At 31.7% G+C, this 4297-nt stretch carries 8 protein-coding genes and 1 pseudogene; all 9 read right to left on the bottom strand.

The window, feature by feature from the left end; genetic code table 11:
• A partial coding sequence (locus ACN4EE_RS22080) for a hypothetical protein (protein WP_431708674.1) occupies positions 1 to 299 on the bottom strand: 299 nt, incomplete at its 3' end.
• Positions 300 to 401: 102 nt separating this feature from the next.
• The gene (locus tag ACN4EE_RS22085) at positions 402 to 614 is read right to left on the bottom strand and encodes a type II toxin-antitoxin system HicA family toxin (RefSeq protein ID WP_431708675.1); all 213 of its coding nucleotides are present in this window, start codon (positions 612 to 614) and stop codon (positions 402 to 404) included.
• A complete protein-coding gene (locus ACN4EE_RS22090; protein WP_431708676.1) occupies positions 607 to 828 on the bottom strand; it encodes a type II toxin-antitoxin system HicB family antitoxin in 222 nt (73 codons plus the stop codon). Before ACN4EE_RS22090 ends, ACN4EE_RS22085 begins: the two co-directional genes overlap by 8 nt.
• 108 nt (positions 829 to 936) lie before the next feature.
• Positions 937 to 1872: a pentapeptide repeat-containing protein gene (locus ACN4EE_RS22095; protein WP_431708677.1), complete on the bottom strand. Its 936-nt coding sequence runs from the start codon at positions 1870 to 1872 to the stop codon at positions 937 to 939.
• Between the two features lie 95 nt (positions 1873 to 1967).
• Positions 1968 to 2525, bottom strand: a complete 558-nt coding sequence (locus tag ACN4EE_RS22100; protein WP_431708678.1) for a hypothetical protein — start codon at positions 2523 to 2525, stop codon at positions 1968 to 1970.
• Between the two features lie 110 nt (positions 2526 to 2635).
• Positions 2636 to 3412, bottom strand: a complete 777-nt coding sequence (locus tag ACN4EE_RS22105) for a hypothetical protein (protein WP_431708679.1) — start codon at positions 3410 to 3412, stop codon at positions 2636 to 2638.
• Between the two features lie 99 nt (positions 3413 to 3511).
• The gene (locus ACN4EE_RS22110; protein ID WP_431708680.1) at positions 3512 to 3859 is read right to left on the bottom strand and encodes a type II toxin-antitoxin system PemK/MazF family toxin; all 348 of its coding nucleotides are present in this window, start codon (positions 3857 to 3859) and stop codon (positions 3512 to 3514) included.
• Positions 3859 to 4065: a hypothetical protein gene (locus ACN4EE_RS22115; RefSeq protein ID WP_431708681.1), complete on the bottom strand. Its 207-nt coding sequence runs from the start codon at positions 4063 to 4065 to the stop codon at positions 3859 to 3861. The genes ACN4EE_RS22110 and ACN4EE_RS22115 overlap by 1 nt, the downstream gene beginning before the upstream one ends.
• Positions 4066 to 4181: 116 nt before the next feature.
• Positions 4182 to 4297 (bottom strand): annotated as a pseudogene (locus ACN4EE_RS22120) (DUF2442 domain-containing protein); the annotation flags it as partial.

A 4297-nucleotide genomic window follows, 5' to 3' on the forward strand; every position in this document is an offset into this window, starting at 1 on the left:
CCTAACCAAAAACTATCAGATAAAGGCTCATCAAAATCCTCAGCCATAGAAATTGCCCCTAAATGTAATCCGGGTTTTGCTATTTTATTCTCTTGAAATTTCAAGGCATTTTCAGCATCTAATAAAGGAGTTAATTTCGCTTCTTCCATTGCTTGATTTAAAAAGTAATTTTCTAAATATTCAGGTAAGTCATCATCATTATTGATGTCATTAGGAATGATTTTTTCCCATATTTCGATGGGAATAACTACCGCTTTTTTATTACCATTTATATCAGTTAAATATTCTACACTTTTCATAATTAATAATTGTTACTAATTTATAACTATTTTATTTTAACTTTTTTCATCCCTTAGAGATTCGATCGAACTTCTCCCCAAAAAGTGGATTTTTGGTAAAGTTTATTTAAGTTCGTTAAACTCTTCCTCTGTAATACCTAGCTGACTTAAAATTTCCTTAAACAACCAACCGCCAATTTCTGCGTTACCATGAATAGGAATCGTTGTTGCCCTTCCGTCAATATGTTGCCAACGGGCATGACTGCCTTTTTGACGAACTTTTTGAAAACCTAATTTTTTTGCTACTTTTTCAATCGTTTTTACTTTGCTAGGCATAGCTGACAACTTTTATTTCAACATCATTAGGTAATATTTTTCCTTGCTCAAGATATTCTTCCTGAATCATTGAGAAAACATTATTTAACTCTAACCTTGCTTCTTGTTCACTTTTGCCCCAAGCATGACAACCTTTAATAGCTGGAATATAAGCAACAAAAGTATTGTTGTCATCAGGTTTAACTATAATTGTATAATCTGTTAATGACTTCATAGTTTTAAATAATTTATTTCACATCTAAATATAAAGATAACAAGGTAATGATTCGATCGCACCTTCCCCCACAAAATTGCTACCCTCAAAATCTCCCCCTCAGAAATACTATTCTGAAGGGATGTCGATCATGGTATTTTCATCGGTAATAATATCCTCTAAATAAGCATCGGTTAAATCAGCATCCGTCAAATCAGCACCTGATAAATCTGCATTACTTAAATCAGCACCCGTTAAATTTGTATCGGTTAAATTAGCATTAGTTAAATTAGCACCAGATAAATTTGCATTTGTTAAATTAAAGCCACTCAAGTCAACATTACTTAAATCGGCATCACTCAAATCAATATCTTCTAAATCTTCCGTCCACTCCCGTAAGCCGTCTAACGCATTTAATTGAATTAATCCTAAAATAGCATCTGAGCTACTTCTTAAATTATCAAAATCATCAAAACAACTAATTATCTCAAATAAAACATCCGTTGTATCCAGTATATATTCGGGGGTTTTTAGTAATTCAATTATATATTCTGGAATGCCAGACTCCTCAAAATAACCTTGATAGTCAAAACGAAGACTACCAGAATTATGAATTGTATTGAAAACATACGCCATAAACTCATGTACATCAGCGATTTTATCATTTACGGCGTAAGTCTCGGAATTATAGCTTAAACGACTAAAAAAACAATCTCCCGTAAAATTTCCTGATGATAAAGCATAAACAAAAGGTATTATATCAATGCCACCTGTTAAACCGCTACTATCGTCTCCCCATACCCGTTCATAATTAACCCAATTAGCTTTCCAAGTACGAAGCCAAAGGGGAATTAAATATTGTTCTACAAATTCAAATTGTACAAAATTACTATCTAATAAATAAGCCTCTTGATCATCTTCAAATGCAATTTCCTCATTTTGCTTTAATAATCCTTCTATATACATACAAACTTGTCCATGTAACCTTCCTGCTTCCTGATCACTGAGAGAGTTTAAGTCTATTTCACCATTGACAAGTTGATTAATCGAAATTTCTTGATTCATTTTGTGTCTGTTGATATTTGGATGATTAATAAAGTTTTAGTTTTTATCAGCTAAAAAACGGAAAGGGTTTGAGTACCCCTAACTTCCCGATATGATTAAATCGAATTATACTTGTTTTCTAACTCTTGAATTAGTAATTCAGCTTTCTCATTATTAGTAATACGAGAAAAAGCGGATAGTGGATGATGTATATTAAATTCCCTTAAAACATCTCCACCTTTAATTCCATCTTCGATATTATTCGCTACACATTGCCACTCTAAATCTTTTAATCGATATAAATGTGTCCCATTTTTAACATCTTCTGCCGAACCCTCCTCAATTTTTTTATAGGTAGTATCTTTTGTGATAATTCCCCAACCTAACGCACCATATTCATTAGCATAAGCGATGATGGTATCTCCTTTACAATAAGTCGCATTTTTCTGTTCTGGATTAATACAACTTAAAACATTATTGGTTTTGACGTATTGCCACCAATCTTGCTCATTAAAACCAATATTATGCCAATATATGTCACCAGAAATCGATAATAAACGAATTTCTCCTTCCTTGACGATAATTCGTACTTTATCCCCAAAATTAGCTTTTTCTAACCAGTTTTGAGGAATAGAAAACTCTTTGTTTAATATGATTGATTGAACTGTAATCATGTTCTTATACCTATTAATATTCAAAATGTTAATGTTTGTACTTACTACTTATTTATCCAGTCAATTTTGAAGATTTATGCAGTTTGCCCTTAATATTTTTTAGGGTATTGTTAAGAGCCACTACCCGTCTTAAAACTGGGAAAATTATCTGGTAACTCCCCTTCAAAATAATCCAGTATGGTATCCCAAAAGTTTTGAATTGTATGTAAACAATCTAATTCACATTCATTTATTGCCAAGTAAAGTTCCTCTTCCGATATTTGTTTATCATCACACCAACTATAAAGTAAAGATGTTGTAATTTTTGCTTCATTGTTTCCACATTTCTGATAAATAGAATAAAGTGAAGGCATTTTATCTTTTTGCTTCAAAAGTGAATCAATATTTATTGACCAAACCCAAGCCCATTGAAAATCAAAAAATACCTCTGGCTCAAACGAATCATCCCACGATTCTTCTCTGTTTAGCATCTCTTTTTCATCATCATCGAGTATATTTTCATTAATAATTAGAGCCTGTTTGTGGACTAAGCAATTTTCTTCATCATCCCAATCCACCTTCCCTTCTGATTTAATAAAACTGGTGGTAAAGTAATAATATTGACTTTGACAGGGTTTGACATATTCAAAACAGGCGATCGCACCTTCATACCTTTCTAAAAGTATTTCAAATAGATAATCTCTAATATAATAGGCATCATAACCATAACAACCATAACCTCCTGAGTTAAAGAAAACCGAGTTATCCTCAATCCTTAAATCATGAACGGAAGAGATACCCAAATTCGTACTTTTCTTATCTTCATCGATGATCTCTTCAATTAATTGTTTAATTTTTTCAGACTCTAAACTGATTATTTCTGCGTGAGAATCCCAAGTTACACCCACTGTATTTACTCCTTTAATTTTTATTGGTGTTTAAATGTTTTGTACTTACTACTTATTTATCCTATTCACTTTAAGGATTTATGCAGTTGCCCTTAATGTTTATTGAAGTTGAAAAATGTTTTTTAATTTTTGATTCAAGATTTGTAATAAACCGATCCCTAATTCTCCGAGTTTTCTCGTTATCAAATTTCTTTCAATAGTTACTATCCTAGAAACTCTAACTTTAGAAGTAACTTTTAATCCTGTTTGAGTAAATTCGGAATCGTTTTTATCAATCAAAAATTCTTCCATACTTATACTACTGATATTTTGAGAAGAAATAAAACAAACTGTAATATCTATTCCCGATAAATCAACCCACAATACAACAGCAGGACGAAGTTTTGTGGTACTTAAATCAGTAAAAGGAAAGGGAACTAAAACAACATCACCTTTTTTCAGAGACATTAAATCGGTTCTCCATCTTCTAAAGTATAAATATCGGGTTCATCCTTGAGAAAATCAAAAGAATGACTTTTTTCGGCTAAGTTAGTAATATCTCCTGTTGAAATTAAAGAATCATCAAAGAACAATTTTTGTTCAAATATTTGGCGTTCCTCATTAGTAAGTGATTGAACTACGGTGATTAAGGAGTCAATTAATTTTTGATTCATGGTTAACCTCACTGCATACATCTAATATTCCATCATATCTTATGCCTTTAAAACTAATCTTTAGATACCATATTGATCGCACCTCCACCTTCAAAAGTCGATCTAACCTACAAGAATTATTGATAAACATAACTAGAAAATTGAGGTAATGATTGTTTTGTAATAGCAGAATAAAGTACATCTGGATCTAAATCTGCTCCATTGTCCCAATAAATAGTTCCCCATTCAGGAT

Origin of the sequence: Geminocystis sp. CENA526, assembly GCF_050753365.1 — a bacterium.
Taxonomy (GTDB): domain Bacteria; phylum Cyanobacteriota; class Cyanobacteriia; order Cyanobacteriales; family Cyanobacteriaceae; genus Geminocystis.